The sequence below is a fragment of the Robbsia andropogonis genome (genome assembly GCF_000970345.1).
Taxonomy (GTDB): Bacteria; Pseudomonadota; Gammaproteobacteria; order Burkholderiales; family Burkholderiaceae; genus Robbsia; species Robbsia andropogonis.
In genome coordinates, this window is sequence record NZ_LAQU01000001.1 from 171,349 (window position 1) to 197,532 (window position 26,184).

General features: G+C 62.7%; 29 protein-coding genes. 7 read left to right on the forward strand and 22 right to left on the reverse strand.

The genetic code is table 11. The annotated features are described in order from the left end of the window. Positions 1-548: 548 nt before the first annotated feature. Both WM40_RS00760 and WM40_RS00765 read left to right on the forward strand, forming a co-directional pair. On the forward strand, positions 549-956 hold the full coding sequence (locus WM40_RS00760; protein ID WP_046151868.1) for a hypothetical protein: 408 nt from the start codon (positions 549-551) through the stop codon (positions 954-956). A 175-nt stretch (positions 957-1,131) separates the two neighbouring features. After that, a complete protein-coding gene (locus WM40_RS00765; protein WP_024902575.1) occupies positions 1,132-1,956 on the forward strand; it encodes an RNA polymerase sigma factor in 825 nt (274 codons plus the stop codon). 112 nt (positions 1,957-2,068) lie between these two features. On the opposite strand, the gene sctC is transcribed toward WM40_RS00765, so the two are convergent. From sctC to WM40_RS00875, 22 genes are all read right to left on the reverse strand, one after another. Next, positions 2,069-4,174 (reverse strand): type III secretion system outer membrane ring subunit SctC, encoded by a 2,106-nt coding sequence (gene sctC, locus WM40_RS00770; RefSeq protein ID WP_157685648.1) that lies wholly within the window; start codon positions 4,172-4,174, stop codon positions 2,069-2,071. 104 nt (positions 4,175-4,278) lie between these two features. Further along, a complete protein-coding gene (locus WM40_RS27535) occupies positions 4,279-4,845 on the reverse strand; it encodes a type III secretion system chaperone family protein (RefSeq protein ID WP_024902572.1) in 567 nt (188 codons plus the stop codon). Further along, on the reverse strand, positions 4,842-5,912 hold the full coding sequence (sctU, locus tag WM40_RS00780) for a type III secretion system export apparatus subunit SctU (protein ID WP_046151869.1): 1,071 nt from the start codon (positions 5,910-5,912) through the stop codon (positions 4,842-4,844). The genes WM40_RS27535 and sctU overlap by 4 nt, the downstream gene beginning before the upstream one ends. A 9-nt stretch (positions 5,913-5,921) precedes the next feature. Continuing rightward, the gene (sctT, locus tag WM40_RS00785) at positions 5,922-6,794 is read right to left on the reverse strand and encodes a type III secretion system export apparatus subunit SctT (RefSeq protein WP_096335532.1); all 873 of its coding nucleotides are present in this window, start codon (positions 6,792-6,794) and stop codon (positions 5,922-5,924) included. Positions 6,795-6,840: 46 nt separating this feature from the next. Beyond that, positions 6,841-7,110: a type III secretion system export apparatus subunit SctS gene (sctS, locus tag WM40_RS00790; protein ID WP_024902571.1), complete on the reverse strand. Its 270-nt coding sequence runs from the start codon at positions 7,108-7,110 to the stop codon at positions 6,841-6,843. A gap of 15 nt (positions 7,111-7,125) precedes the next feature. Next, positions 7,126-7,437: a hypothetical protein gene (locus WM40_RS29815; protein WP_330218149.1), complete on the reverse strand. Its 312-nt coding sequence runs from the start codon at positions 7,435-7,437 to the stop codon at positions 7,126-7,128. Beyond that, positions 7,364-7,996, reverse strand: a complete 633-nt coding sequence (locus tag WM40_RS32025) for an EscR/YscR/HrcR family type III secretion system export apparatus protein (protein WP_269083070.1) — start codon at positions 7,994-7,996, stop codon at positions 7,364-7,366. Before WM40_RS32025 ends, WM40_RS29815 begins: the two co-directional genes overlap by 74 nt. Further along, on the reverse strand, positions 7,993-9,636 hold the full coding sequence (locus tag WM40_RS00805) for a hypothetical protein (protein ID WP_024902569.1): 1,644 nt from the start codon (positions 9,634-9,636) through the stop codon (positions 7,993-7,995). The genes WM40_RS32025 and WM40_RS00805 overlap by 4 nt, the downstream gene beginning before the upstream one ends. Further along, positions 9,636-10,808 (reverse strand): hypothetical protein, encoded by a 1,173-nt coding sequence (locus tag WM40_RS00810; protein WP_046151870.1) that lies wholly within the window; start codon positions 10,806-10,808, stop codon positions 9,636-9,638. The genes WM40_RS00805 and WM40_RS00810 overlap by 1 nt, the downstream gene beginning before the upstream one ends. Before the next feature lie 53 nt (positions 10,809-10,861). Then, positions 10,862-11,392, reverse strand: a complete 531-nt coding sequence (gene sctO / locus WM40_RS00815) for a type III secretion system stalk subunit SctO (RefSeq protein WP_024902567.1) — start codon at positions 11,390-11,392, stop codon at positions 10,862-10,864. Positions 11,393-11,395: 3 nt separating this feature from the next. Next, the gene (gene sctN / locus WM40_RS00820; protein ID WP_024902566.1) at positions 11,396-12,742 is read right to left on the reverse strand and encodes a type III secretion system ATPase SctN; all 1,347 of its coding nucleotides are present in this window, start codon (positions 12,740-12,742) and stop codon (positions 11,396-11,398) included. 6 nt (positions 12,743-12,748) lie between these two features. Next, positions 12,749-13,462, reverse strand: a complete 714-nt coding sequence (locus tag WM40_RS00825; RefSeq protein ID WP_024902565.1) for an HrpE/YscL family type III secretion apparatus protein — start codon at positions 13,460-13,462, stop codon at positions 12,749-12,751. Continuing rightward, positions 13,432-14,376, reverse strand: coding sequence for a hypothetical protein (locus WM40_RS00830; RefSeq protein ID WP_046151871.1), 945 nt, complete (start codon positions 14,374-14,376; stop codon positions 13,432-13,434). Before WM40_RS00830 ends, WM40_RS00825 begins: the two co-directional genes overlap by 31 nt. Then, entirely contained in the window at positions 14,354-15,238 is an 885-nt protein-coding gene (gene sctJ / locus WM40_RS00835; protein ID WP_024902563.1) for a type III secretion system inner membrane ring lipoprotein SctJ, read from the reverse strand. The genes WM40_RS00830 and sctJ overlap by 23 nt, the downstream gene beginning before the upstream one ends. Beyond that, positions 15,235-15,663, reverse strand: a complete 429-nt coding sequence (locus WM40_RS00840) for an EscI/YscI/HrpB family type III secretion system inner rod protein (RefSeq protein ID WP_046151872.1) — start codon at positions 15,661-15,663, stop codon at positions 15,235-15,237. Before WM40_RS00840 ends, sctJ begins: the two co-directional genes overlap by 4 nt. Beyond that, on the reverse strand, positions 15,663-16,217 hold the full coding sequence (locus WM40_RS00845) for a tetratricopeptide repeat protein (protein ID WP_046151873.1): 555 nt from the start codon (positions 16,215-16,217) through the stop codon (positions 15,663-15,665). The genes WM40_RS00840 and WM40_RS00845 overlap by 1 nt, the downstream gene beginning before the upstream one ends. Beyond that, positions 16,217-17,182: a type III secretion system translocon subunit SctB gene (gene sctB / locus WM40_RS00850; RefSeq protein ID WP_046151874.1), complete on the reverse strand. Its 966-nt coding sequence runs from the start codon at positions 17,180-17,182 to the stop codon at positions 16,217-16,219. The genes WM40_RS00845 and sctB overlap by 1 nt, the downstream gene beginning before the upstream one ends. Positions 17,183-17,274: 92 nt before the next feature. Then, positions 17,275-17,907 carry a tetratricopeptide repeat protein gene (locus tag WM40_RS27545; RefSeq protein ID WP_051504299.1) on the reverse strand — a complete coding sequence of 211 codons (633 nt, stop codon included), beginning with the start codon at positions 17,905-17,907 and terminating at the stop codon, positions 17,275-17,277. A gap of 62 nt (positions 17,908-17,969) precedes the next feature. Further along, a complete protein-coding gene (gene sctE / locus WM40_RS00860) occupies positions 17,970-19,256 on the reverse strand; it encodes a type III secretion system translocon subunit SctE (RefSeq protein ID WP_036008450.1) in 1,287 nt (428 codons plus the stop codon). Continuing rightward, positions 19,253-19,759 (reverse strand): SycD/LcrH family type III secretion system chaperone, encoded by a 507-nt coding sequence (locus WM40_RS00865; protein ID WP_051504298.1) that lies wholly within the window; start codon positions 19,757-19,759, stop codon positions 19,253-19,255. The genes sctE and WM40_RS00865 overlap by 4 nt, the downstream gene beginning before the upstream one ends. 5 nt (positions 19,760-19,764) lie before the next feature. Beyond that, positions 19,765-20,301, reverse strand: a complete 537-nt coding sequence (locus WM40_RS00870) for a hypothetical protein (RefSeq protein ID WP_024902556.1) — start codon at positions 20,299-20,301, stop codon at positions 19,765-19,767. A 27-nt stretch (positions 20,302-20,328) separates the two neighbouring features. After that, the gene (locus WM40_RS00875) at positions 20,329-20,724 is read right to left on the reverse strand and encodes a hypothetical protein (RefSeq protein ID WP_046151877.1); all 396 of its coding nucleotides are present in this window, start codon (positions 20,722-20,724) and stop codon (positions 20,329-20,331) included. A 499-nt stretch (positions 20,725-21,223) separates the two neighbouring features. Here WM40_RS00875 and WM40_RS00880 point away from each other — a divergent pair, with 499 nt between their 5' ends. Genes WM40_RS00880 through sctV form a run of 5 tightly spaced genes read left to right on the forward strand, consistent with a single transcriptional unit; the run spans position 21,224 to position 26,121 of the window. Then, positions 21,224-22,558, forward strand: coding sequence for a TyeA family type III secretion system gatekeeper subunit (locus WM40_RS00880; protein ID WP_046151878.1), 1,335 nt, complete (start codon positions 21,224-21,226; stop codon positions 22,556-22,558). After that, positions 22,551-23,045: a hypothetical protein gene (locus tag WM40_RS00885; RefSeq protein ID WP_024902553.1), complete on the forward strand. Its 495-nt coding sequence runs from the start codon at positions 22,551-22,553 to the stop codon at positions 23,043-23,045. The genes WM40_RS00880 and WM40_RS00885 overlap by 8 nt, the downstream gene beginning before the upstream one ends. A gap of 22 nt (positions 23,046-23,067) precedes the next feature. Continuing rightward, positions 23,068-23,553 carry a hypothetical protein gene (locus tag WM40_RS00890; RefSeq protein ID WP_024902552.1) on the forward strand — a complete coding sequence of 162 codons (486 nt, stop codon included), beginning with the start codon at positions 23,068-23,070 and terminating at the stop codon, positions 23,551-23,553. 1 nt (position 23,554) lies between these two features. After that, positions 23,555-23,995 (forward strand): tetratricopeptide repeat protein, encoded by a 441-nt coding sequence (locus WM40_RS00895; RefSeq protein WP_051504295.1) that lies wholly within the window; start codon positions 23,555-23,557, stop codon positions 23,993-23,995. 29 nt (positions 23,996-24,024) lie between these two features. After that, the gene (sctV, locus tag WM40_RS00900; protein WP_046151879.1) at positions 24,025-26,121 is read left to right on the forward strand and encodes a type III secretion system export apparatus subunit SctV; all 2,097 of its coding nucleotides are present in this window, start codon (positions 24,025-24,027) and stop codon (positions 26,119-26,121) included. The last annotated feature ends 63 nt before the right edge of the window (positions 26,122-26,184 follow it).

A 26,184-nucleotide genomic window follows, 5' to 3' on the forward strand; every position in this document is an offset into this window, starting at 1 on the left:
GATCTTCATCCGGTATTGAAATTGATTTTCCATCGCCAGAAGTAAAAACCACGATTCAAATTAGTTACGTAAAACCCTTTACGCAAATTCCTTTGAATGTATTTTATACTTGTTAAAACGATCGTTTGAAAAAATGACTAAACGATCGTTTGATTTACACTATCATCTACATGATGTGCTCACGAACTACTGTTGTTAGATACATGAATTTCAACATTTCTTATCTTGACACAAGTTAAAACACCCGTATCACCAATAAAAAATCCATGCTCTAGGGAATTACCTACCTGCAAAACACAGAAAAACCCGAAAAATAATAATTCAAAACGAACTTCGATAACCCTTAATCAACGCCAGCTACTTTTTTTAGGGATAATTCGAAAACTACCTAAATCCAGGTATCGATTTTTTGAGAAAGATCGTTTCTAATGTAATCAATCGTTATCTCATAGCACGTGTATTCGCCGGGGGCGATCCTCCCTGGCGGAACCGTCGGTTGCCAGGGGTTACCCACCTCCGGAGCTACCCGAAGGAGCACAAGCGACATGATGAGTTTTCGCAACGCATCGAGCACGACCCCTGGTATCGCGGCCTTGAATCTTGCCGAGTTCCGTCGACGTGCCGAATGCGGGTCCGCTGTAGCTGTCGTGCGAGACCGCACTAGTGTCAAGGTAATCGCTGTCGGGTTGACGCCTGATGCCCGGAGTGTGGCCTGGTTACGAGCGAACGAAGACACGGCGGCGCATTTTGTGTCGTCATTAGGTAACGCATTTGGCAAACGGATAGCGGAGCATACCGCCCGTGAGCTGAATCTGACGTCGTATGGGAGTGTGCCATTGACAGCGTCGCTGATACAGAACGCGATAGAGATGGCTGAAAGCGCAAAGGCATCACTGGAAGGTGTGGCATTCATGCAGACGCTACACATCAAGGCGTCTCTCGGCACTGCGCTTTAACACCTAAGACAGGGCGTACGCTGTCCGCGGGACGAACGGTTTTCATAATCGTCGACAGTCAACGGACCGGGTTTGCGCGTGCCGCAGGCGCCCCTTGTGAAAATTTGCCTATCAACGTTTGCGTTCGTCGCCAAGCCGCACGCATGCCGGCGGATATCGCCTCCGGGGAAATAAAATGAAAGACATGATATGTAGTACTGATCACTTTCACCATGTTGCATCGCTGTCGAAGATATCGGTCAGCCTTACGTCGGTCGATGCGACGCAATGCCATCCGGAGGTAAATGAGGACGATGCGCTTACCGATGGCGCGTTCGATGAGACAATTACTACGACATCGCTGGATGTCGAGGGCGAACCGGCGCCGGCATCCAGATTGGAATCGTGCGCGCTATTGCAGTCCCCGGCAGCGCAGTCCGCAGGAGTGGAACCAATCGTCCATACGATGCCGTTCACCGGCTACGTCGACGAGAACGCACTGTTCAAGGAATTAATCGATCGCCACGCGTCGCGGCTCTATCGTTTTATTTTGAAGCATATCGGCAACGCGTCTGATGCGGAAGAGTTGGCCCAGCAGACATTCGTTGAAGCCGTGCAGGCATACCGCACCTTCCGTGGTGACTCACAATTGTCTACCTGGTTGTACGGCATCGCGATGAATCTGGTGCGCAATTACCTTTCTCGCGCACCGCATCGTCGGCATCATATGACGGACGACTCGATACTCGACGACATGCCGGAAAGCGAGATCGCGGGGCGTACCGTGCATGACCCCGAGCAACGTTTTGCGCAATCACAGTTGTTCGCGCAAATGGACATCGCGCTGGCGGAATTGCCGGTACATATGCGCGAGCTGTTGATTCTGGTCGGCGTGGAGGCGTTGTCCTATGAAGAAGCCGCCGTCATGCTGACGATTCCAATCGGTACCGTACGCAGCCGGCTCTCACGCGCGCGCAAAGCGCTCTCCGAGAAACTCGCGGCGCGTGGCATCGTGCTTTGATACCCGGCCCTTACGTCATGGGGCGCGAACAGGCGGCGCTTGTTGCCCGCACACGCCACACCATACCGATTGATACCAGCCTCGCTTGAAACGGAGGCTGGTTTTTTTTTGGCTAGGGGCGATCCGGCACTGTTGAAACGCCAGGAGGCTGCAGTAGCGGCGTGGTGATCGTAGTGATCCCCAATGCATCACGGCTGACGGTACTACCGGGCGGAGCCCTGCCCCGGTCGATCGAGGTCATCCCATCCAGAGCCGGCGTTGGCGTTGGCGTTGGCGTTGGTATTACGCCACTCGTCGCGCCGTTCGGCACGGGATTGCCGTTTGGACGATAGGCCGGGCCATCGGGAATACTGATCATTCGCGGCCGAATGATGAAGATCCGCTCGGTATTGGCGGAGTTGGTCTGGCGGCTGCGAAACAAGGCGCCCAGCAGCGGAATCTTGCTCAGCCAGGGGGTACGCTGCAACGCCAGCCGCTCATTGCTGCTGTTATACCCCGCGATCACCAGCGCTTCATTTTCGGAAAGGCGTGTCTGTGTCCCGATCGTGGTCTTGCGTATGCGCGGCAGGCCGCTGTCATCCAGCTCCAGAATCGTGCCGTCCTCGATGTCTACCGTCAACTCGATTTCACCCAACGGCGCATTTGCCACATACCGCGGCGTCACATTCAACGTCGTCCCCACGCTGACGGGCGTGACCGTTGCCACGTCCCGGCCGGTCGTTCTGATATAGACGGTGTCGGACAGATCCATGACGGCGCCAAGGTTGTCGAGTGTCAAGATCGACGGACTGGCCAGCACGCGTGCGTCACCATCCGCCTCCAGCAGGGTCAACCGGGATGCGAAGGCGTTGCCTGCATTGCCGACCAATGACAACACGCCGCTGGCGCCGGCGGTTGCGCCCAACAATGCGCCGCCCCTGGCTGCCGCGGTCGCCGTGGTGCTCCCTAAACCGATGCCGACATTGCCCGTGCGTGCGCTCCAGTTGATTCCCAGTTCCTGCACGCGGTTTTTACTGACATCAACGATCTCGGCCTCGATCTGCACGATGGCGGTGGGAACATCCAGTTCGTCGATCAGCTTTTGATAGATCGGCATCCGGTCCGGTACGTCCTGAACGATGATGGCGTTCAACCGGGCATCGGCGCGAATCGAAGGTTGAATCGTGCGCGGCAGGTTGGCCTGGAGCGCCATCTCACCGCCGGCAGTGCCTGCCGCAACGGCATTGCCGTTTCCGGCCCCCCCCGCCGCCAGCGCCTGGCCCAGACCGTTCGGTGGCGAGACGCTGGCACCGGCCGACAGCCCCATCGGCGGCAGTGGTGGCATGCCGCCCGCCACGCCCGTCAATGAGGGATATCCAGTGCCGCCGCCCTGCAACGGTGAATACGATGGCGGTAGATTCGGCGCTTGAAACGAAGGCGGATTCGCCCGCAAGGGTGCGGTCAATGCCGACATGACCTCGTTGCTGCCACGCCCCCCGCCGTTGCCGCTGCCGTCCCCTTCGATCAGCGCACGGAGCGTGGTGGCCAATCCGGGCGTGACAATCTGCCGGTCCCGGTATTGAATCGTCCGATCAAGCACCGATGCATGCTTGAGCCGGAACACCCGCACTTCCTGCGCGCCCGCAGCACTCGGCAATTGCGCGACCAGCCGCTCGACCAGCTCGACATAACGTCGCGGTCCGGACACCAGCGCAACCCCCCGCTCCGGCATCTCCCCCCATCCGAACCGGGGGTCGAGTACCCCGAGCGTGTACAACGCGCTGCGCAGGCCGCCGATGCTCCCGCCACGCGCATCCACCACGCGGGTGCTGACATCGGATGCACCGCTGATGTACAGCACGCCCGCATAGCTGAACCATGAGAAACCGTAGACGCTTCCCATCTGATCGAGAAAGGCGGTGGGATTCGCACTGTTGAAGCGGCCGTTTACCCGTGCACCAAGGCGTGAATCAGCGCGGGCCGATGCGACGCCGTCGAGATCGAGCTGGAGGCTGAAATTGCGCGCAAAGTCCTGCAGGACTTTTGTCACGGGCGCATTGTTCGCGTAATACGTGAACGGTGCATCGTCCCAGCGCGGCGCCGCCGCAGCACTATCGATGCCCGTTGCACAGACTGCCGCCAATGCAAAAGCGATGACGACGGACCGCAGGCGATACACCGGAACCGGGGCGGCGTGGGCGTGCCCGACGAGAGAGGCAGACTGCTTTGAAAGGCGCATGACGGACTTGGAAGTGGGGGAGGGCCAGAAGATGAAACGATCTGCATCCGCGTTTGCCTCGCAAGACGCAACGGCATCACGACGCGCGACGATTGCCGACGCCATCACGCGGGTATGAAAAAAACGGGCATCCGTGCAGGGGCCTGCACGGCATTGATCCGCTCGGCACGCGCCAGAAGCGTGCGCCACGCAGCGAATCCATTGACGAAGTCACCTAGCGTGCGAGCGAAGACATCCAGGTCATCCTGGCCGACGTGCGGCGTCCGAAGCGCCTCCCGCCGCGACGGACCGTAGGACGTGTCGACATGGACGCCGGTTGACGTACCACTTTGCTCCGCCATGTCCACGACGCGCTGCAGCCATGCCGCACGTGCCGCCGCGTCCACGACACAATATGCGCGATACCGGTTCGCCGACCACAATGCCAGGCGGCCCAGCCGCAACAACACCGCGTCACGCTGCGTCCCAGGAGAAGGCAGCAGCGTCAAGCGTCCACGAAGCAACACGCTGCCTTCCCGGCACGGGATCATTTCAACGCGATACCGCTGATCGAACACGACGACCCGCGTCTTCGACGCGCCCTGCGCCGCACGCACCTCACCGGGCAGTCCGCGGCGCAGCAGATAGGCATCGATCAGCCGCCGCGCGGCAGCCTCGCCGTCCTGTTTCATGATCCGTCTCCCCTGTCGTGCGGCCCCAACATTTCCCGCACGAAACGCAGCACTTCCGCCACCGGCTCCAGGAAGACTTCGGGAATGTATTCATCCACCGTGGCGTCCGCGAGCATGCCGCGTGCAAGCGGAATGTTCTGTACGATCGGTACGCCCGCGTCCCGGGCCTCGCGGATCATCGCTTCCGCCACCGCGCCCTCTCCTTTTGCCAGGACCAAAGGCAATGGCGAGTCCGGATCGTCTTGCTTGTAGTACAGCGCGATGGCCACGTGCGTGGGATTGGTCACGACGACCGTGGCATTGCGCGCACGCTTGACGGAGCCTTCCGTGGCCATCTCGCGCTGCAGGCGACGGCGCATACCCTTCACATGCGGGTCTCCTTCCATCTCCTTGTATTCGCGCTTGACCTCGTCCTTGCTCATCTTCAACTGGGTGCGATGCTGGAAACGTTGCCAGGCCAGATCCGCCAGACCGATGACGAGATAGGCCAGCGCCACGTTGATCAGCAACGTCAGCATCAGCGTACTGATCGCACTGAACACCCCTTCCAATCCTGCACGCGGCAATGTGAACAATTGCGGCAATGCATTCATCAGCACCTTGTAGACCAGCACCGACAGGAAAACGATCTTCAGCGTCGATTTCAGGAACTCGACGAAGTTCTTTTTCGAGAAAATTTGCTTCAGGTTCGTCAGTGCATTGAGCTTCTTCCCGCTGGGCTTCAGTTTCTCGAACGCAAGGAGTACGCCGGACTGGATCATCTCCCCGAAAATGCCCACTGCCAGCACGATCACGAGAAAGGGCGCGACGATCATCGCCACCTCCTTCGCCGCCATATGCGTAAACGCCGAAACGGCCGAATCGAACGGCATGTCCATCAGCGTCGGCGGCACCAGGATCAAGCCGGTAAGGGATTCGTACATCGCCTTTCCCCGTCCGATCAAGTAACCGAACAACGACAGGATCAGCAAGGTCTGCGTGAAATCCTTGCTCTTCGGCACATCGCCTTTCCTTCTGGCATCCCTGAGTTTCTTTTGCGTGGGCTGTTCCGTTTTTTCGCTGCTCATGCTTTTTCCTCACCATTGCGCGTTGAGGAACCGCAGCAGGCCACCCAGTTCCGTCAGCACCCCTTCGAGTTGCTGCATCAACGTGCCGATGTACAGCACGAGGACGAAAAAGGCGACCGCGCTCTTGACCGGCATGGCGATGAAAAACACCTGTAGCTGCGGGACGAACCGGCTGATCAGCGCAATGCCCACCTCGGTCATGAACATCACGATCATCACCGGCGAGGCAAGCAGGATTGCCGTGCGCACGAGATTGCTCAGCATATCCAGCATCGCCGGCACGCTGTCGCCGCGTAGGGACGGATACCACGACGCCGGTGGCCACAAATGAAAACTGTCGTAGATACAAGTCAGCATCATTTGCGGCCCATTGGCAATGACAAAGAAGACGACGAAGGCCTGCAGGAAAAGTTGACCGAGCGGCGAGGAGTCGTTGCCGGTCAACGGATCCAATGTCGCGCCCAGCCCGGCACCGCGTTGGTTGTCGATGAAAAACCCCACGCCCTCCAGAATCCAGAACGGCACTGAAAACGCATAGCCCAGCACCAGCCCGATGAATGCCTCCTTGAAGACCCAGACGACAAAGCCGGCGACGTCGCCCGTGGACACGCCCACGGCACCGGACAACAGAAACGCCACGCCATCGAGCCCGGGGGGTGCCTTTGATCCGTCCGCCGCCCCGGCCAGCAATACCGGCATCGCGACGAAGCCGAAGGCCGCGGATATCGCCATGCGCATCGTCATCGGAATCGCCTGCTTTCCGAAAAGCGGCACCACGGTGAACATCGCCAGCATTCGCGGTTGCGTGGCGAGCCAGGCCCACATCATGCGCAGCAGCCCCTCGAAGGCGACCGTGTCGAAACCGGCTATCGCTGTCGACATTGCAGCCTCCGACCGCCCCCGGCGCGCACCACGTCGCCACGCCGCTTCATCGCACGATATCGCCGAACTGCTCGAACAACACCACGGTGAAGTTGTATAGCTCCGTGCCGATCCATCCGCCCAACAGCATGAGCGTGGCGATCACGGCAATCAACTTGACCGCGAACGACAGCGTCTGCTCCTGGATCTGCGTCAATGCCTGAAATAAGGAGAACAGGGTACCGACGACAGCCGCCACCGCGATGGGCGGCAGCGACAACCAGAGCGTCAGCATCATCGCCTGCTTCAGGTATCCAACCAGGTCCACGGTCTGCATGATGTGCCCCGGCGCCTATAAGTACGAAAGAACCAGGCCCTGGATCAACCGGGTCCAACCGTTCACCATCACGAACAGAAAGAGCTTCAATGGCAGGGAAATCGTGACCGGCGACACCATCATCATGCCCATCGCCAGCAGCACGTTGGAGACGATGAGGTCGATCAGCACGAACGGCAAGTAAAGGAGGAAACCCATCTTGAACGCCGCATCCATCTCGGACAGAACGAAGGCGGGAATCAGGACCAGCAAATCATCCTCGGCAACATCGGCCGCCATCGTACCGGTCCACATCCGGCGCGCGGTATCGACAAAAAAACGTGCGATGTTCCGGCCGACTGTTGTGAATGAGAAAAGCCTTGAACGGCGCGCAGCCGGCCGCCACTGCCCGCATCAGACCATCCAGCGATATGCCCGTGCCCTGCGACGAGGTCGCCTGACGCGACACACCGGGTGCCATGCCTTGCGCCCCGCCCTGGCGGCCGCGTTGCGGGCTCGCGGCACCATAGCCGTTCACGGTCTGCGGCGGCGCCGACATCGACGGTGCGCTACCGCCATTCGCATCGACGTTGCGAGGATCGGTGACATTGGCGCCCATGCCGGCCGGCGCCGCCGGACCGAACGCGGTGACCGTCCCCGCCGGCAATGTCGTCATGACCGCATCGTAAATGCGCGCGCCAACCGGCGCCATGACATAGGCCGACAGGATCAATGCCATGCCATAGATGGCGACGTTCGGTGGCGCCTGCTGCACACCCAATGCGTTGCGGACCAGAAGCATCACCACCGAGATTTTCAGAAAGGAAGTGGATACCACCGCCAACGTGGGTACCAAGGTCAGCGACGCCAGGATCAGTGCCAGTGCGATGGGATCGAGATTGCTCACCGCGATCCATCCGCTTCAACGCCGCCGGTCTCATCCGCCTTTTCTTCTTCCGGGTGCGTCCGCGAATACGCCCCGTCCGCGAACAAGGTCATGATCGACACGCCCAGTTGACCGTCGATCTCCACGAGTTCACCCACGCCCACGGGCGCGCCGTTGACACGAATGCGCACCCGCACCAACGGCGGGGCATCCGGCGCGATACTGTCCGCCGATTCGCCCATCTCATGTGTGTCGTGCCGCTCCAGCGCGGCCTCGATGTCGTCGTCGATATCCAGGTCCGCCTCATCGTCTTCGTCGCGCCGGGCCGCCCTCCCAGCGGAGGCAGTAGCGTTTGCCTGCGGCACGAATGACGGTTGGAACGTCAGGATGCCGCCTTCGCGCCACTGCCGCAGTTCCGCGAGCGGGACCGTTTTCCCACCGAGTTCAAACGATACGCGCACGGCGACATGATCCGTCCACGACGCACCATCGCGGCCGTCGAGATTGCCGCTTACCGGGGATCCGTCCATCCGACTCCCGCCGCCATTCGTGTCATTCATCCCGTCGTCCACCACACCGCGCTCCCGATTGATCAAGCGTACGCACCAGCCGTCCGCCGCCGCCCCCGTTCCGCCTTTCGCCACAACGCGCCAGTACACCCGGCCGGCAATTTCGATAAAGACAGGCATTGCCGCGTCGTCGATTGCTTCAACGCCAACCGCGCGCAGGCCGTGTTGCCCCCCCGGCGCGGCAGACGGCGCGTGTCCCTCTCCAGACGTATGCGGCCTGGCGGTCCATGGCACACCCAGCAACACGATGTCGCCCACCGCCAGCGCGCGTAGTTCGGCGAGCGTCAAGTACGCGGGCGGCAGGATGGCCCGCACGACGATCGGCATGGATACATGCACCGGACATGGCGGCACCATGTCCTCGCCTGCTGTCGTATGCACATGCGGCAACGTGTCGTCCCGCGCGCTACCACGCGGCCGCTCGGGACGGTTTTGCAGCAAGGCCGCCAACACGTTCACGCCGAACGCGTCGGCCTCCAGCGCGGCGAGAATCGTTGGCTTGGCGGCATCCAAGGCCTGCAGCAACACGACAAAGGAAAACGCCCCGGACGCAGTGCCACGTGCGCTGGCGGACAGCGCCCGGTCGTGCACGATATGCGGCATGCCTAGTCCGGTCAGCGCCAGGCGGCCGATCAAATCGTCCAATGCGGCGCCACGCAGCGACCGTGCCGAAGCATCATCAAGCGGCATATCGCCATCGATATTCAGACGGGCCGCAAGCCAGGACAACGTCGCCGCATTGCGATACAACAAGCGCATGCGCGCGCCGGACCAATCGATGACGGCCTCGCGATCGCACGCATCGCGCAGCGGTTGCGCCACGCCCGTGGACAGGCTGAGCCGCCAGCCACGCGGCGTCGCGCCGGCCTTCATGTCGATCAAGCAGTCGATGCCGCGATGGCTGAGCAACGTCAACGACTGCGCCACGTCCGCGGACAGGCGACGTAATGCCACGCGCGCCGGCCGTGCGCGCCCCGTCGCAAGCGGTGGCGACATCGCCGGCACGACCTCGCCCGGAACCTGTAGCGTGGGTGAAAACGCCGACGATGTCAGCGTGGGTTCATGCTGGACTGGTGGTGGCAAATCCCCCATCAAACCGACTCCCCGGCCGGCGACGGTGCGAATGCCTCAGCCACGCTTTCAGACTCGGCTTCCGCTGTCCTAATCCGAACCCGGGCAGCGCGGGTGAAACGCGTGGCAAGGTGATCGGCGAGCGTCTGGATACCGGATTGCAGACGTGCCGCGTCGTTCGCCTCGCGGCAGGACAGCGTGGTCTGCAGACACCCCTCGTGCTCCTCGACGCGAACGGTGACGCCGCGCGTTCCCGGCACCGCGATATCCATCTCCACGCCGCGCCCTGCTTCTTCATCGACCCGCAACGCGTCGATCGCATCCACCATCTCGCGTAACAAGGCCTTGGCCATCTCCGCGCTGGTCGGCCCCAGCTCCGGGATAAGCGGCGACGCGTACACCTGCCCGCGTGTTGGAAGGGACGTCGTCACCGCGCCCTGCAACGCGCCTGCTCCGGATCGCGTCAGTGCCGCCAACACGGCATCCTGGGCGTGCCGTGCCATCCCGTCGCTCGCATCCCCTCCCTCGCCGTCACGTTCGCCGCCCGCGAACTCGCCATCGCCACGTCGCGCGTTTGGCGGCGGGGAACCGGCATGTGATGTCGACAACATGCCATGCCCGGCCAGGCCCTCGCGGTTGCCGACGGATTCCCCCTCTTCTTCCCCGAGGCCGCCACGTTCGTCGCCAACATCGCGTTCGACGTCACCGTCGGCCTGCAACCGTGCGTTTGCCACATCGTCCGCTTCATTGCCATCGGCAATGACCTCCGCCGCCGCATTACTTGACGGATACCGGGGCGACGCGTCCGCCTCGTTGCCGGACGAGCGATGTTCGTCCGACCAGCTAGCCTGTCGATCGGCGTCGGACATGCCATGGAATGACGCATGGCGCGATTGCACACCATCACGCACATCCGTGCGTCCGTATAAAGACCCGGTCGATGATGGTTCAGGCCGTCGCGGTGAAGGTGAGACCGACTTCTCTGGAGCATGACGCGATAATGCCGCCGCGAAAGCGCGTGCCTGCGTCACGGTGTCGCGCGTATCGCCATGCGCGCCGTTCCGCCCCCGGTCACCGCCCACCCCCGCCTTGACCTGCGCCGATGCGCCGCGCGCGCCCCCCGCTACCCGATCCCGCCCCGCGCGCGTCGTATCGTAGGCGGCATCGCCACCGGTGATTCGCGTTGTTGTCATCACATGCTTTCCTTAACCAGCTTACCGGGTGAGCACTGCGGTTTTCTTGCCGCTCAGTCACCCGGAGGGTGGTCGGCGTTCCATTCTTCCCGTGCTTCCTGGTCCGCGCGATCCGCCCCGGCCTTGCCTTGCGCGGCGACCTCCTCCATTTCTAGGTCCTCCACCCGTTGCGCCTCGCGCGCCGCAATATGGGTGTATCGCAGTGCCAGGTCGACAAACTTCTGTTTGGCGCGCTCGGCGCGGCGTGCGGTGTTCCTGACCTCATCGAGCCGCGCTTGCGCCTGCGTCAATGCAAGCTCGGCCTGGCTCGCCAGGTCGCCGAGTCGGTCCGACTCCTGCCGCATCGACTGGACTTCCCAGCGGGTGTCCTCGATTTCCCGGACGCGTCGCAATGCGCCCATCATCGCGCCGAACAAGGTGGTCTCGCGTTCGCGTGCCTCATCGCACTGCGCTTCCCAGGTCTGCAGCGCATCGTCCCGCTCCTGCCGTGTCTTCGCGAATGCCCATTGCTCGCGCGTCAACGCGAGTTGCGCACGCGACTCGCGTAGTTCCTTTATCTTCAACAACTCGTCGATCAGTTCCATCGTTCAGCGCGCCAATGCGATCAACTGCCCCAGCGTCTCCTCGAAGGTGCTGTGCTCATGCACCCCTTGCCGCAGAAACCGGACGATCGCGTCCCGCTTTGCAATCGCCTCATCCGTAACGGGATCGCCGCCGCGCTGGTATTCGCCGATCTTCAGCAGCAACGCGACGTCGTCGTATTTCGCCATCAGCTCACGGACGCGCGCGGCCGCCGCGCGATGCTCCGGGGACGTGACGGCATTCATCACGCGGCTCGTGGACGCAAGCACATCGATCGCTGGATAATGGTTCGTCGCCGCAAGCGCGCGCGACAGCACGATGTGCCCGTCCAGGATAGAACGCGTTTCGTCCGCGATCGGTTCCGTCATGTCGTCGCCTTCCACAAGCACCGTGTACAACGCCGTGATCGAACCCTTGTCGTTCGTTCCCACCCGCTCCATCAGCTTGGGCAGCGTGGCGAATACCGACGGCGGATAACCGCGCCGTGTAGGCGGTTCTCCGGCGGCCAGGCCGATCTCACGCTGCGCGCGCGCGAAACGCGTCACCGAGTCCATCAGGAACAGCACGCGCTTGCCCTGGTCGCGAAAATATTCGGCGATCGCCGTGGCGACATAGGCGGCCTTGGCGCGTTCCATCGACGAGCGGTCGCTCGTGGCGCACACGATCACCGCGCGTCGGCGCCCCTCGGGTCCGAGTTCGCGCTCGATGAATTCCCGAACCTCGCGCCCGCGCTCGCCGATCAGGGCCACCACCGTCACATCGACGTCCGCGTGCTTGACAAGCATGCCTAGCAGCGTCGACTTACCGCCGCCCGCCGCGGCGAATACACCGAGCCGCTGCCCCTCGCCGCAGGTCATCAGGCCATCCAGCGCTCGGATACCGAGCGCCAAAGGCCGATCGATGATGCGGCGTGTCAGGGGGTCCGGCGCTTCGGCGAACACGGGGTAGTACATGCCGGTGCGCAACGGCTTGGGCGCGCCGTTCTTATCGGTCTCGCCCAGGTTGTCCAGCGGACGTCCCAGGCCGTCCAATACGCGGCCGAGCAATTCGTCGCCCACCGGCACGCGATGCGACTGTCCGGTGGGCAGCACTTCCGTGCCCGCGGACAGGCCATACATGTCGCCGAGCGGCGTCAGCAAGGCCGCGTCGCGGACAAAACCCACCACCTCGGCGCGCATCTCGAAACGGCCGTCCGGGTCGCGCAGGATACAGAGTTCGCCTACGCGCACCCGGGGCACCACCGCGCGAATGATCGTGCCGGTCACCTGCGTGACACGCCCCTTGACCTCAACGGTCCGCGCATCCTGCAGCGCGGCCTGCATCATGTCGGTGATGTAGTCGAATGTGCGCATGGCGCGTCAATCCTCCGAGCCACGGGCATGTACGTCTTCGCCGCGCGTAAGACGCCTCGCGGGTCGCGCGTGACCGTCCCGCTCCGAACGTTCCCCTAGAACGGCGCCAAGCGCGTTGCGGATTGCCGTGAGTTGACCATCAAGGCTGGTATCCACCATGCCGATATCGGTTTCCAGGATGCAGGCGTGATGTCCAAGCCGGCCATCGGCCACCACATCGACAAAACCGACCGATGGAAAACCCGACAAAATGGTATCGAGACGCGAGCGCACGGACGCGGCTTGCTCCGGATGGACGCGCAACAGCACCTGCTTCTGATTGCGCACGGCGGCAAGCGCCGAGCGCACGACCATCGTCACCTTTGCGAGGTCGTCGAAATCATCGATGATGCGCGTGACGGCGGACATCACCAGATCCACCGCGTCGCGTTCGACCCGCGCGAAATAGTCGATCGCGCGACCAACGTTCTCGATCATGCGCTCCGCTTGCTCCAGTTGCGCCGTCTCGCGCCCTTCTGCATAGCCTCGGGCACTTTCTTCGTCATGGGCGCGCTGGGCGTCGTCGATGATCGCTTGTGCCTTTCGTGTTGCCTCTGCCAGCAGCCGGTCGGCGGCGACGTATGCCGCGGATGCGGACGCCTTCACCACCCGCGTTCCGGGCGTGAGGTGAACACTGGCCTGCTGCGGGGTCACGGCAACGTGTCGAATGTGGAAAGCCATGGCGCATCCAGGCAGGTGGTCAAAGAGGCGACAAACGTCAGCAAGTCCGTGTCGGCGAAGGCGGTCAGTGCCGGTGCGGCCGGCAAAACGGTGGGGCGCAGCGAGGCCGCCGCGCGCACCTGTCCCGCGGCCAAAAGCGGCGACCCGGGAAAGCGATCCGGCACCACCGCCGCAATCGCGTCGACGGGCAGCTTCAAGGCAAGGCGTCGACCGATTGCATCCGGCGTGCGCAGCGCGAGGGTGGCCAGCACCCGCCAGCCGATGGCATCGACCGTCTGCCGCATCCGCGGCGTGCCAAGTACGCTGAGATGATCGCGATCGAAGGCACCGGGGAGGAGAACGGCGCCCTGGGGCAGCGCGGCGCGTGTCTGTACCGGCGCGGGTTCGCTCGTCATGGCGGGGCCGGCCAGCAACGTATCGGCAAACGCTTCACCCGCTTCCATGGCAAGCATGTGCGGCGTCATGCATGCAAGGGGGTGGAAGCGATGCGCCTGCCGCAGCGCGAACGTGTAGAGCGAATCGCCAAGCGCCTCGCGCCATTGCGCCACCTCTTCACGCCGGATTGCCGAGCGGACCCACGGTGCCTGCAACGTAACGCCACACAAGCTGGCCAGCGCGGTTAACTCGTTTGCATCCAGCAGCACCACGCGCGCCAATGCGGCAGGCAATGCCGGCACTGGCAGATCGTCAAGACCATGCGTCGCGGACAAGGCCTCGGACTTCACGCGGTGCCAGTACACCGCCGCCGAGGGGCCAAACGCGCTCAGACGCGTCAGCGTCTCCCGGTCCGACGGTTCCTGGCGACTGGCGTGCAGGTTCCGCGACGGCCAGCGCGTGAAGTCATCCAGGCGCTCGGCCAGCGGCGCGGGCAACTGCCACCGGTTCTCCGGGTCAACGGGGGTTGGCACGTTCATCACCCGCTTCCTCAGTGCCAGGCCCAACGGCAGCCTGTCCGCCTGGCACTGCCATCAGGCCGGGACTTTTTGCAGCAGGCGGCGAGCTCGCGCCCGACGCCGCGATAGCGTCACGCAACGATGCGCGCATCCGCCATGTCCACCAGCCCATTCCGGCCAGACCGGCGGCCATCGCCAGCGCCAGGGCGCAGGTCACGCCGATCACGATGCGCAATCCCGACACCGAATTCGGCGCGACATGCCAACCGGCCACACGTACCCACGGCACCGCGTCCCCATGGGGCACCGCTTGCGCCGGCACCATGAACACGGTCACCCGGGCCACGCTCAGACCCGGAATACCGTTGGCGACCATGGTCCGGATCTGTGGCATCAGCGCATCCAGGCTGACGCCCGCCTTGTGCTTGATAAAAACCGACGCGCTTGCCTGCGTGGCGACCTCGTTGATGCCGCCACGTTCCGGCAATACCACATGCACGCGCGCGGAGACGACACCATCGATCTGAGACAGCGTCTGCCCCAGCTCCTGCGACAGCGCGAAAACGTATCGCGCGCGCTCCTCGAGCGCCGAGGACACCAGCCCTTCCTTGCGGAAGACATTACCGATACCCGTGAAACGCTCGCGCGGCAACCCATGCGCGCGCATCACTTCCAGCGCGACGGCGACCTGATCGCTCGGCACGGACAAGGATGAACCACCCTTGACTACCGTCTTGGTAACCTGGACACCGTCGCTTAGCAGCGTCGACATGATGTCGTTCGCCTCGTCCTCCGGGACCGTCGACATCAACTCCACCCGCGAGTTGCAGGCCGCCAGCAACAGGCACAGCAGCACCGCCCCCATGCATCCGGCGCGCATCATTGTGTCTTTACCAACTGATCGATAATTTGAGGGGGCTTCGAGATCAACTTCGTCGCAAGGTCGATCTGAAACGTCGCGCCGAGCGTGGTCATCTGCAGGCGCGTCAAGGTGGCCAATGACATGTCATCGGTCGCCGCGACGTTATGCATGACCTCATGCCACGATTGCGACACACCTCGCAGCGCGCCTTTCACGTCGTTGGCAAAACGGGATGCGGTGGTCGAGGAGGTTGGTGCCACAAGGGCGGGCACCGGCTGCCCGTCCGCCTGCAACGCACCGTCGCTGATACTCCTGGGGAGCGGTTCGCCTTGCAGTGCCGCGTTGAAACGCGCGACTGCGGCGGGATCGGCCGCGCCGCGCACGCCGCCACCCGATCCAGCGCCAGCGGGTATGCCCGCCGCGTTTTGTGCCAGTGCCTCCAACATCACCTGCTCCTTGCGTTTGCAGTTGTCTTATTCGTCAAGACATCGGCGAGTCGTCGTAACGCCGGATCGAGCGGCTGGCCATCGGCATCCTGTGCCGGCACGTTATCCCATTGGATGGCCGACACGATCTGCTCGCCTTCGGCCTGGCGACCTACCGCGTGCAGCATCACCGCGTGATGCACGTCAAGCGCCACGCGCTCATGGGGCGCAAAACGGTCGGGCGCATCCGCCGCGGTGTCGTCGGGGGCCGCCGTGCGCCGCCAGAGCGCCGACAGCGAGGGCACCGGCGGCCGGAGGTTTTCGAACACCGCTATCGCGCGCGACCCCTGACCCGCGCTCATGGCCGCGAACGCTAGGCCGATATGGCCCGCGGCGCGATTCGGCCGCATGGCGATGACACCGGCCAGGATCGGTTCGGCATGCTTCAGATCACCCCGCTCCGCCGCCAGGTATCCCAGGCGGTTCAGCAGATTGATTTCGCCGCTGTCGAGAAGGGATCCGGCAGGCCCCTGAGCGGTATCGGCCACGTGCGCGGTGCCGGGTCGGGCGGACATCACAGATTGCGCGTGATCGCGTTGGACGCATCCGCCAGCGACTGGTGAATCGCACGCAGCGTTTGCAATGTTTCATTCGCGCGGTCGCGCATCACGCCGGCCATTTCCGCGGCGGAATTCGTCGCAGTATCATGCCGGCTTGCATCCAGTTCATGCCGGCGCTGCGTGATCGATGCCTCGTCGGCAAACGATGTCGTCACGGCGCTGGTCGCCTTCCCAATCGCCGCGCCCATCTTCTGGTAGCCGTCGTTGCGGGCCGCCAGTGTGTTGGCTGCCACTTTCGCTTCCGCGAACCGCGCCCCTACCGCCCGCACGTCGGCGGGAGTAGGACGCATCGGGCCGATCCCGGGCGCAGCGGCGTTACCTTGCTTGGACAGCTCCTTCGCACCGGCATACTCCACCTTCGCGGTTTCCGCCGCGAACGACGCTTTTGCCGTGCCTGCGGCCTGAGCCAGTGCCAGCGCGCCCATCGCACACTGGCTCACACCGTCAATGATGGCGCTGGCCAAGCGTTGCGCCGCCGCATCCCGCATCGCGTTGATCGCCGCCGACTGGCTGGCGATATTCGCTTCCTGACTCATCGCGCGTTGCTTCATCGCGGTATCACGCAGACTGCGTGACATTTCGAACATCATCAACATCAACTGATTGATATCGATCTCGGATACCGCTGCGGCGCCGCCGTCATCGCCGCCCCCCATGATCGCGGTCATTGCCTGCCCGACTCGCGGTTTCGACAACGCATCGGCATCCGGCACGGGCAACGGCATCGGTGCCCCTGGCGCTTTCGCCGCTGCGTCGAACGCCAGGCCCGGATGATCGGCGGTAACCGGCGTTGACGTTTGCGACGACAACGCCCCGGCAGCGCCCGGCTTTGCCAACGACGCACCCGCGGTATTCGTTGCGCCTTCGTTGACCACGGACTGGGTAATCCCGGCCCCGTCACCGCGAATTCCGTCAACCATCGTTCCTTCTCCTCAATACTGTCGTCATCTATTCCATTACCTGTGTAACCCGCCAGCGGCGCCCGGTTCCACGGTCGGGTACACGCGCACCGTCAGAACGGTGCCGATACCGGACCGCTGTCAACCGCTGCGCTTGCGGTCCTTCGCCCGCTAACGGAACTCGCGCCGTTGCCCTCGATGCCGCGTCGCAGCACATCGAGCAAGGCTTGCGCACGATAGGCCACATGCGTCCGTTTTCCAGAAGAAACCATCGAATCCGTCACGATGAGATCCAGCAGGCGTTCCGCCTCTGTCCGGTCCTTGAGCGCGAGCAGACATTCAGCGCTGCGAAGGGTAGCCTCGACGTTTTCACCGTCAAGCGTGCCGACCCAGGAAAACACGGTCAGCGCTTCCTCATATCGATCGCACTGCTGCAGACAAACGCCCAAGCCCGTCAAATAGGTCGGGGCGGTTGGCGCGTAGTCCGTCAGGAACAGAAAAAGACGCAAAGCCGTGTCTGCCTGCCCACGCGACAAATGTGACCAGCCCAACGCATAGATCGTGTCCAATTCGTCGCGCGTATAGCGCGACGTCAAGGAAAGCGTGGACAGTCCCTCCCGCAGACGGCTGACCAACCCTTCGATATCTTCGACCGATCGTGCGGCTGCCCCTTGCCGTTCCGACGCGTAAGCGTTGCCGATCGCGCCGGCATCGTTTCGTTTAGCCGATAATTGCGTGTCCACCATGACTTTCTCCTTCCTCATGCCTTCGATCAGGCCCGGCGTTATTCGAACTTACGCGCTTGTACTCACGCGCCCATTCGGGCGCCCATGTTGCGGGCAAGCAGTTGATACGACTGCGATGCGCGGCCCAACATCCGCGTGGCGCCGCTATAGCTATCCTCTACCCGCTCGAACAACCGGCGGACTTCTTCCAGGAGATCGTCCATCTGCTTCTGCAATTTCATGGTCTGTACAGACGCCGCCTTCGCATCGGCGCGAGCGGTATCGACCTCGAATTGGCTGCGCGCGACCAGAATGCCCTGCGTCCCACCGACGATGCCGCCCGCGCCCTCGGCCACCCCTTTCGTGACCATCAACCCGTACTTCAAGCCGGCCATTTTCGCGAGCACACCAACGAGCTTGTTACCGCCTTCCACTCCTTTGAGCAGCGCATTCGTCCCCGCCATCGTCAATGCGACGGCCGCGAGCGTCGCCACCACGGTAATGATCCCCATCACCGTGGGACTAGCGCCCGACAGCGCAGCGATGCCCCCCGCCAGTTCCCCCAATATCGACGGGTCGATCACGGCCAGCAAGACACCCATGCTATTTCCCGCGACCTTGCCGATCTTCTCCGCATCCTCTTCGGAAGCCCCACAGGCCAGGGCAAGTGCCGTACCCATTTTTGTCAGCATCGCCGACAGGGAAATCGGGGGGCCGCCCGCCGCCTGGCTGATTTCGCTGGCCAGGCTGATGGTCGCGCCAATCGCACCGGCGACGGCGAACGCGAGCAAGGGTGCCGCGGCGCCCGCGGTCGCGGCAACGGCGATCGCCGACAACACGATGCCGGCCAACGCCGCAGTCGCCTTGAAAAGTTTCCTGAAAAATCCGAGCACGCCGCCCGATTTGGCTTCCGCTTCTCGCCCGCTTTCCACGGCCTTCTTGTAGTGCGCATTCTGTTCGGCCTGACTGGCCTTTAGCTTCACCGAATTGTTCTTGATCTCCGCGAGCGCCGTGCCAGCCTGGGCATTGGAAAAACTCGCTTGCATCAAATGCATCGCGAGCGCCATATCCTCGACGTTGCCGCTCAGGTGTGACGGCGCCAGCGCGGGTGCGCCGTTATCGTCGTCGCCACTGCCGCCCGACACGCTGGAAGTACGAAGGTAATCGCGAAGCGCGCGCAGGGGATCTATCGTCGGATCAACGCCCACGTTCATGCGCGGTGCGCCGGCCGGCGCGCCCGTGGTCGACGTCGGCTCCCCCGGCGCACGACCGCCACCGGGCTTCGCGGCGTTACCACCGTCCAGGCCATCCCCGTAGGTCTCGTTCGTCGATGACCACGCGCCGCTCGACGGCAACGCTGTATCACTCATGGCCTGGCCTCCTGCAGCAACCACTCCCGCGTCGCCCGTGCGCGGGCACGAAGCGCGACGTGCTCTGGCGCATCGGCAAGATCGATGACAAAGCGCAATGTCTCCACGGCCTCCTCGCGCATGTTCAATGCGATCAAGCATTCCGCAATGCGGAATTGCGGCATCGGGTCCGACATCTGGAGACTGGCGGCCGTGCCATACGAAGACAGGGCATCCTCGAAGCGGCCCAGCATCTGCGCACACCCGGCCGCCCCGAGCAGATAACGGCTTTCCCACTGGTTATGCGCGCTCAGGAACAAAAACAGCACCGATGCATCCTGATAGCGCTTTTGTTGATAAAGCTGCGTGGCGTAGTGATAAGCCGTTTCCATTTCCCGCTCATCGATACCGACGAAGTCACGCGTCAGACCGCCTTGCGCGACCCATTCCACCCATCGGCCACCGACCACCTGGACATCCGGCGTGGCCTTGCTTTCGTTGACCCCTTCGGCCGCATCGTTCATGGTCGTTAACGCATATTCGAGATGGGGGTCTGCTTTGCCTGCGCGATCTTCGACATCATGTTTGACCACTGATCGACAATCTGCCCCATTCTGCTCATCGCCTGCTGCGTCATGAGCTGATCCGTTTGACTCGTACTCCCAATCGAGTCGGCTTTCTGGCGTACCGATGTCGCCGCGCTGGTCAACTGGTTAAGCGTCACCTGGGATAAATCCGCATTACCCAGGATCGACGTCACATCCAGGCCGGTCTGACTACAAAGCGTCTTGATTTCCTCGATATTGCTTTTCTGCGGCTCGGCGTTTGTCAATTTGAGCTTATCTTCCGATTTGCTCGTTTGCATGCTGGCCGCCAGACGCGACAGGGAACCCGAAAGTTCGTTCAACTTCTGCATCTGCGTGGTGGACGCTTTCATCGCCGTGAGCTTTCCCTGGATGCTTTGCTCACTGACCGATAAACGCGCCGCCATCACCAGATTCAAATCGGTCTCAAAATTCCCGGTCAAATCGGTTACACCGCCGACACCAGAAACGGGAGTGCTCATATCATTCCTCCTTGCAAACCGACATCATCAAATAAACAAGCGCCCGCGGCGCACCGCGCCGGCCATGCCGCCGACGTCCTTGCGATCCGCCACGGAAAACGCCTGCGCCGCCTTGGCCTGCATTAGTGCTTTCTCGATTTCCGCCTCGTCTTCCGCCGTCATTTCGTTGAGCTGCGCCCGCTCCGCAGGCGACAACCGCGACATGACGGACGCCAGATCCAAACCACTCTCATCGAACAGCGCCTGACTTTCGATCAGCAACGCCTCGGCTTGCGCGATCGTCTCCGCGCCGCTCTCAAGGTAGGCGGCGATACGGGCATCCAATTCAATATCGGCAGGGGTCAACGTGGCATTGCCAACGTCGGGCGACGGCGCATTTGCAGTATCAACATGGCGGTCATCAGGTTCGGAATGCGTGGACACAAACCCTCCTTCATATGAAAAGATGAAAACGTCGCCCAATCCCCTCGTGCGGGCTGCATCGTCGCGATCCGCGTTCGACTTTATATAGGCGTCCCAACTCTGTACCCTCCGGCTCGTTCGGGTTCCCTTTGCCAATCCGGCGTTTCCGAATGCACGACCCGCCCGCCCGTCACATTGTTTGCCGACCCATGCGATCTGGCGACCACCCCGCGCGGCAATTCAGCGCGCGCGGGGAACGCATGTCCCCTGCCGCGTTACTGTGCACCAGCAGATCCCGACAACCTTTCCTTACGGTAAAAAAAGCAGACAGTCGGGCTGCCGCGCCGCGTCTCGACAGGCGCCACGTTCCTGGACCACGAATAACCGAGGCGTTGTATCGATCCATCAAACCATGCATCGACATCGCGCAGCACCGATGACTTCGCGCTTCTTCGTTCCTTCGCTATTTCGCTTACCTGCGTGCACCGCCATGACCGCTTTTCACATCGGCTCCACCCCCATGAAACAAGCCCCAAGTACGTTCGATTCCGTCGGCCCGCGCGCTGATACCACGGCGCGGCCCGGCGGACAAAGCCATGACGGCGCGGCCCCTATCTTCAAGAACGATGCGCTCCTCGCCATCGAGCACGGGGAACGTCTGGCCGAGCAAGCCGATGCCCTGGCGGAATACATCGCGGCCGAAATGGATAGCGAAGACGAGGCTGATCGCGCGTTGCGGGAGGAAGAGACGCACGAATGGATCGATCCTGAAGCGCTGGCCGAGTTCCTTGCCGAGACATTGCAGCAGGATGAAGATGCGCAGCGCACACGCGAGGCGTTGGTCGCCGATCTTCAACAAGGCGCACCGCACACGATGCTGCAGTTGTTGCGCGAACGATGCGACAACAATCCGACAAAACTCTTCGTGTCGTTGCAGCAGGCCGCGGGGGCGCTGCGCCGTGGTGCGGTGGGGTCGGATCAGGATCAGGACAGCGATGCCGGACAGCGCGCGGGCAGACGCGGAGGCGGACGGCGTGAAGACACCGAGGCAATCCTGGAACGGCTCGCCGACATGACGCAGGAACTGGAGTTCTCGCACGGCACGCGGATTCGTGCGGACCTGAATACCGGTGGCGTCTGGCAAACGCCCGGAGACGGACGGCGACTGGATGCGGCTGAAATCGTGTCGCTGCAAGCGTCCTATGCAACGCTGGTGGAAGGCGACACGCGCATTGCCTCGGTGCTGCATCGGGTACTGGACGGCGTGACCGCCCTGCTCGACAGTCCTGCCCGCGCCGGCACGGCAGCAGGGGAGAACGGTACATCCCCCCAGGCCGCGGGTAGCGTGGTGCAAGCAGTGCTCGAACGATTCATCCTGGCTGTGGGGCGCGATATCGACTCGCTGCGTCCCTCGGTCGATCGGGCGCACCTGCACGCGTTGCTGACGGAAAAATCGCACGTCACCACGGCCGTCACCGTGCTGCAGCAGTGCGACTCGTTGGCCGAAGTACTCCACCCGGGTTCTCCGGCCGATGCGGGCGCGGCTGCGTTGCAGACGATGCGCAAAGCGGTTGATCTGACTGATCAATCGTACTTTACACCGGAAGCGTTCGTGGCCTTCGCGCGCACAATGGCTGGCCAAGAGCAAGATCCGTCGGCCCCCGACGCGACGCCCGGAACGGAAGGCGTTCCTGTCGTACTGGCGCGCGCCATTCCCTTCCTGCATGGCTTCAGCGCCGTGCTGCGAGACATGCCAGAGCGGGTATTCGTGGACGATCAACAACGCATGCGTGCCCGCGAAGCGGTGCAGCATGCGCTGGACGATCTGATAGACGAGGAAAACGCGCATGTCTGATCTCGGCGTAGGTGCATCCGGCTCATCAGATGCCGCCCATGCGGTCAAGGCGCTGGTGGAAGCATTGGCCGTGCGACTTGGCTTTGCCGCCGAGCCCGCGCAAAGCCGTCAGCGCACGGTGTTGCGCCTCGCGTCCGGCGCGCGGATCGGTATCGAACCGCTTGATGAAACGTTATTGCTGCAAGCCATCTTCCCGGTGGCGTCGCAGTTGCCAAGTCATGTGCTGGACGCGATGCAGCGTCTGGCCGCCACATCGCGGGAAATGCTCGGCGGACGGAACCGCGACGCGTCCCACGCCACCGATGCATTGCATCCGCCGCATCCGCACTGGTCGATACATGTTGCGGCCCAGTCGGTGCAGGACGCGCATGCCCGTGAGGACGCCTTGATCGTCATGGTGCGTTTGCACGGCAGTGCGCTGCATCTCGATGAGGCTGAAGCGGCGCTGCGTTACCTGCACGGGTGGCAACCGCATTCGATGGACTGAAGAAACGCTTTGATCGAGAAAGATGGAACTGCACCCATATCGACTGGACCACGGCCTGACGAACGTCAGCCAACTCGATGCCGCGGATCGACCGCGCTTACCCACCGGACCCGCCTCGCTCCTGCCATCGGATACGCCGACCGGCGGCCCGTTACAAAAGCTGTTTCGTGAACAAGGGCTCGACGTTTATTTGCTGGCCGCGCTCGGGGTTAAAAGCAGTACTGCGCCAGAACATGCCCCCGCCGATGCATCAATAGCCGCATCCACCCGCGCCTTTGCAACGCCGAAAAGCTATGGCGAAGCACTCGATCGTTCTTGTCAATCGCTTGAACGCGGACTGGCCGCGCGCGAAAAGGCGGTGCGCCAGGACGCAGGACGGACGGACAACGTCAACGCGACGAATGACACCGGGGCAAGGACCATGCGGGCGGCGCACCGCGTGCTCGTGTCGACCCGTGAAATGCGGCAGGAGCTGGCAACGTATCGCGGCCTGGTAGTGGCGGGTTGAGATGGCCTCCGCCGTATTGGACACCTCGTCTCCACCCGCCGCGCGTCAGACGCCCACCGCTTCACGGATGTTGCTGGCCGACCACGATGACCGCGCCTTCATCGAACAGCTTGCCTTTCTGTTCCTGTCACACGAGCGCGCGGACCGCGCCGCCGCACTGCTCGCGTTGCTGGCACACGATGCCGCCGCCGACGACCCGATCCGCGGGGTACTGGCGCTGGCGCAATTGCGCGCCGGCAAGCCGAAGGCGGCGTTGGCGACGCTCTCGGCTATTCCGGTGCGGGTACAGGTAAGCGCACCCTACCAGTTGTTACGTGCCCAGATCCTGTCCGCGCTCGGACGCCATGAAGAAGCGGCGCGCGCCATGCAGGCCTTCGCGATTGCCCGCGCGGCGGACCCGTTGCCTGCACAGGATGCGGCGCCATTCGTGCCGGACGCCTGACCCCCGAACCCTCCTTCACACGCCCGATCATGTACCAGACCTTGCAACGCGCGGTGGCGCTGGCCACCAGCCGTAACGATATCCTGCTGGCGTTCATCCTGGTCGGGGTCGTGTTCATGATGATCCTGCCGCTGCCCACCTGGCTGGTGGACACGCTGATCGCGATCAACATGACGTTGTCGGCCATTCTGTTGATGGTCGCGATGTATCTCCCTTCACCGCTGTCATTTTCGTCGTTCCCGTCGGTGTTGCTGGTCACCACGTTGTTTCGTCTGGCCATCTCGATATCCACCACGCGCCTGATCCTGCTGCAAGGCGATGCGGGCCATATCGTCGAGACATTCGGAAACTTCGTCGTCGGCGGTAATCTCGTCGTCGGCCTGGTGGTATTCCTGATCCTGACCATCGTCCAGTTCGTCGTCATCACGAAAGGGGCCGAACGGGTCGCGGAAGTCGCGGCGCGTTTCTCGCTGGATGCCATGCCGGGCAAACAGATGTCGATCGATGCGGACATGCGCGCCGGCGCCATCGACCTGACCGAAGCGCGCAAACGCCGCTCACGCGTAGAGAAGGAAAGCCAGTTGTACGGCTCGATGGACGGCGCGATGAAATTCGTCAAGGGCGACGCCATCGCCGGCATCATCATCGTGGCGGTCAACATGCTCGGCGGCATCATCATCGGCAGCGTCCAGCGCGGCATGCCGATGGCGGAGGCGGTCAGCACTTATTCCGTCCTGACGATCGGCGATGGCTTGATCGCGCAGATTCCGGCGCTATTCATCGCCATCTGCGCGGGCATGATCGTCACGCGTGTCCAAACCGGCGAAGGCGAGTCGAACGTAGGTCGCGACATCGGCATGCAGATCCTGTCGCAACCGCGGGCCTTGCTGATCGGCGCGGGCGTGGCGCTGGGCATGGGCATGATTCCGGGCATGCCGATGGCCGTGTTCATCTGCCTGGCGATTCCCGCCGGCCTGATTGGTTTCGTGCTGCTGCGTTCCACCCGACGGGTCGTGGACGCGAAGACGGGCACGGTCTCTGAAATCCCCGGCCTGCGGGCCGCGGGACAAGGGGAAGAAACGCCCGAAACCGCTCAGGAACATACGGAATTCTCGCCCACGGTTCCGTTGAGTGTCGACGTGGCCACGGGACTGCGAAGTACCTTCAGCGCGAATGTGTTGAATAGCGAACTGATCAAGATCCGACGCGCGCTGTACGCCGACCTGGGCGTGCCCTTCCCTGGCATCGCGTTGCGCTTCACGAACGCGCTGGCCGACGAGCGCTACAGCGTACTGCTCTCCGAGGTACCGGTAGCCAGCGGACGCCTGCGACCCGCACATCTGCTGGTACGTGACACGCAGCGCAACCTTGAAGCATTGCAAGTGCCGTTCGAACCCGATGTGCCCTTCCTGCCAAACATCGCGACGTTATGGGTTGACGCCTCGTTGCGGGGTACCTTGACGAACGTCGGCATCGCGACGATGGACCCGAGCCAGATCCTGACCTACCACCTCGCCTTCGTACTGAAAAAATACGCCGCGGATTTCATCGGCATCCAGGAGACACGTTTCCTGATCGAGTCGATGGAAGGCCGGTTTCCGGACCTGGTCAAGGAGACGATGCGCGTGATGCCGATCCAGAAGATCGCGGAGATCTTGCAGCGCCTCGTCTCGGAAGACATCTCGGTGCGTAACCTGCGTGGCATTCTGGAGGCATTGATCGAATGGGGTCAGAAAGAGAAGGATACCGTCTTGCTGACGGAGTATGTCCGCATCAGCCAGAAGCGCCAGATCAGCTACAAGTTCGCCAGCAACCACAACGTGCTGCCCGCGTATCTGCTGGCACCCGCTATCGAGGATACGGTGCGCAGCGCCATCAGGCAGACGTCCGGCGGCAGTTACCTTGCCCTCGATCCCGCCGTCTCGAAATCACTGATCGCGGCGATCAAGCTCGTCGTGGGCGATCTGCGCGGGGGTGCCCATCCCCCCGTGATGTTGACGTCGATGGATATCCGGCGCTATATGCGCAAGCTGATCGAGAGCGACTTTTACGAACTGCCGGTGCTGTCGTACCAGGAGTTGACGCCCGAGATCAATGTTCAGCCGCTCGACCGCATCGTGCTCTAGGACCATGCCGATCATGCACGCACGGCAGCACAGGCAGGCACGCCAACCCGTCGGTGCGCCTGA

Bases quoted from the DNA above. Each gene is read 5' to 3' on its own strand.
- sctE (WP_036008450.1), bottom strand. From the start codon at position 19,256: ATGAGTGATACAGCGTTGCCGTCGAGCGGCGCGTGGTCATCGACGAAC.
- sctS (WP_024902571.1), bottom strand. From the start codon at position 7,110: ATGCAGACCGTGGACCTGGTTGGATACCTGAAGCAGGCGATGATGCTG.
- WM40_RS00805 (WP_024902569.1), bottom strand. From the start codon at position 9,636: ATGGGGGATTTGCCACCACCAGTCCAGCATGAACCCACGCTGACATCG.
- sctB (WP_046151874.1), bottom strand. From the start codon at position 17,182: ATGGTTGACGGAATTCGCGGTGACGGGGCCGGGATTACCCAGTCCGTG.
- WM40_RS00840 (WP_046151872.1), bottom strand. From the start codon at position 15,663: ATGTTGGAGGCACTGGCACAAAACGCGGCGGGCATACCCGCTGGCGCT.
- WM40_RS00865 (WP_051504298.1), bottom strand. From the start codon at position 19,759: ATGAACGATGCGGCCGAAGGGGTCAACGAAAGCAAGGCCACGCCGGAT.
- WM40_RS27545 (WP_051504299.1), bottom strand. From the start codon at position 17,907: ATGGTGGACACGCAATTATCGGCTAAACGAAACGATGCCGGCGCGATC.
- sctJ (WP_024902563.1), bottom strand. From the start codon at position 15,238: ATGATGCGCGCCGGATGCATGGGGGCGGTGCTGCTGTGCCTGTTGCTG.
- WM40_RS00845 (WP_046151873.1), bottom strand. From the start codon at position 16,217: ATGTCCGCCCGACCCGGCACCGCGCACGTGGCCGATACCGCTCAGGGG.
- sctV (WP_046151879.1), top strand. From the start codon at position 24,025: ATGTACCAGACCTTGCAACGCGCGGTGGCGCTGGCCACCAGCCGTAAC.
- WM40_RS00830 (WP_046151871.1), bottom strand. From the start codon at position 14,376: ATGAACGTGCCAACCCCCGTTGACCCGGAGAACCGGTGGCAGTTGCCC.
- sctT (WP_096335532.1), bottom strand. From the start codon at position 6,794: ATGTCGACAGCGATAGCCGGTTTCGACACGGTCGCCTTCGAGGGGCTG.
- sctN (WP_024902566.1), bottom strand. From the start codon at position 12,742: ATGCGCACATTCGACTACATCACCGACATGATGCAGGCCGCGCTGCAG.
- WM40_RS00765 (WP_024902575.1), top strand. From the start codon at position 1,132: ATGAAAGACATGATATGTAGTACTGATCACTTTCACCATGTTGCATCG.
- WM40_RS00870 (WP_024902556.1), bottom strand. From the start codon at position 20,301: ATGAGCACTCCCGTTTCTGGTGTCGGCGGTGTAACCGATTTGACCGGG.
- WM40_RS00825 (WP_024902565.1), bottom strand. From the start codon at position 13,462: ATGGCTTTCCACATTCGACACGTTGCCGTGACCCCGCAGCAGGCCAGT.
- sctC (WP_157685648.1), bottom strand. From the start codon at position 4,174: ATGCGCCTTTCAAAGCAGTCTGCCTCTCTCGTCGGGCACGCCCACGCC.
- WM40_RS00890 (WP_024902552.1), top strand. From the start codon at position 23,068: ATGGAACTGCACCCATATCGACTGGACCACGGCCTGACGAACGTCAGC.
- sctU (WP_046151869.1), bottom strand. From the start codon at position 5,912: ATGAGCAGCGAAAAAACGGAACAGCCCACGCAAAAGAAACTCAGGGAT.
- WM40_RS27535 (WP_024902572.1), bottom strand. From the start codon at position 4,845: ATGAAACAGGACGGCGAGGCTGCCGCGCGGCGGCTGATCGATGCCTAT.
- WM40_RS00760 (WP_046151868.1), top strand. From the start codon at position 549: ATGAGTTTTCGCAACGCATCGAGCACGACCCCTGGTATCGCGGCCTTG.
- sctO (WP_024902567.1), bottom strand. From the start codon at position 11,392: ATGGAACTGATCGACGAGTTGTTGAAGATAAAGGAACTACGCGAGTCG.
- WM40_RS00895 (WP_051504295.1), top strand. From the start codon at position 23,555: ATGGCCTCCGCCGTATTGGACACCTCGTCTCCACCCGCCGCGCGTCAG.
- WM40_RS00885 (WP_024902553.1), top strand. From the start codon at position 22,551: ATGTCTGATCTCGGCGTAGGTGCATCCGGCTCATCAGATGCCGCCCAT.
- WM40_RS00880 (WP_046151878.1), top strand. From the start codon at position 21,224: ATGAAACAAGCCCCAAGTACGTTCGATTCCGTCGGCCCGCGCGCTGAT.
- WM40_RS00810 (WP_046151870.1), bottom strand. From the start codon at position 10,808: ATGACAACAACGCGAATCACCGGTGGCGATGCCGCCTACGATACGACG.